Source organism: Xylophilus sp. ASV27 (assembly GCF_016428875.1).
Classification (GTDB): Bacteria; Pseudomonadota; Gammaproteobacteria; order Burkholderiales; family Burkholderiaceae_C; genus Xylophilus.
Genome location: NZ_JAELTO010000251.1, coordinates 1 through 854 on the forward strand (window position 1 = coordinate 1; position 854 = coordinate 854).

Sequence of the window (854 nt, forward strand, 5' to 3'; positions counted from 1 at the left end):
GCTGGCCGCGTTTGGCAAGCTGCGAACCCGCTTCGAGCGCCGCATCGACATTCATGTCGCGCTGCTTTCCCTGGCTTGTTGTGTCATCTGTGCTCGCAACCTCCCTTTGTTTTGTTAGCCGCTCTAAGTGCAGAGCATTGCGGATCCGTCGAATTGACTTCAGTCAATTCTCTTCGTTGAGCGCCTCGTAAAAACAAGGTTGCAAATCCCCGCGAATACGGCAATAGTTTTCGGACGGGGCTACAAGGCTGGCCACAAGAAAACCAATGGAGGGGATTCCAATGAAACAGCTCAAAGCACTGGCGCGTCTTCGCTCCGGCGCTATTCTCATGGCAGCGCTATTCGCTGCATCCAGCGCGGCGGCATTTCAGGTACTGCCCAAGGTCAGCGATGTGGACCGCAAGATCTCGACGCTGGGGCGAAATCCCGTGTTGGACTACCTGGGGCACTGGTTTGTTGGATCGGCCATCCCCATCATGAAATCGCCGGTGCATGAGTCCATCACTCTGGCTGCCATCGGTTGCGGTGCTGGCAGGGGATCGGAGTACGACTGCGTCACCATCAATGCGGTCCAGGAGTATCGCATCCTCTTGTACGGAGTTCGTTGGCCTGATGACCCGCCGTTTCTGCTCAACGCCAAGTCGCCACCCCGCATCAAAGGGTGTGATGTCGGCGTCACTCTGAGATCCACATCGCAACCCCTGTGCTGGTGGGGGCTGTTCAAGAATGACCTTGCCCCTGGAATCCGTATCCCATAGCTGAGCTCATGAGGTGGCTTGCCTTGGTTGATTGGCAAGCCAGTCCTGCTCGAACTGCATCGGGCTGACGTAGGCCAGCGTCGAGTGCAGTCGGGC

General features: G+C 57.4%; 1 protein-coding gene and 1 pseudogene. Both read left to right on the top strand.

Going from position 1 to position 854, the window contains the following annotated elements; genetic code table 11:
• Positions 1-118 (top strand): annotated as a pseudogene (locus JHD63_RS22715) (IS5/IS1182 family transposase); the annotation flags it as partial.
• Positions 119-281: 163 nt separating this feature from the next.
• Positions 282-758, top strand: a complete 477-nt coding sequence (locus JHD63_RS22720) for a hypothetical protein (RefSeq protein WP_198973062.1) — start codon at positions 282-284, stop codon at positions 756-758.
• Positions 759-854 lie beyond the last annotated feature (96 nt).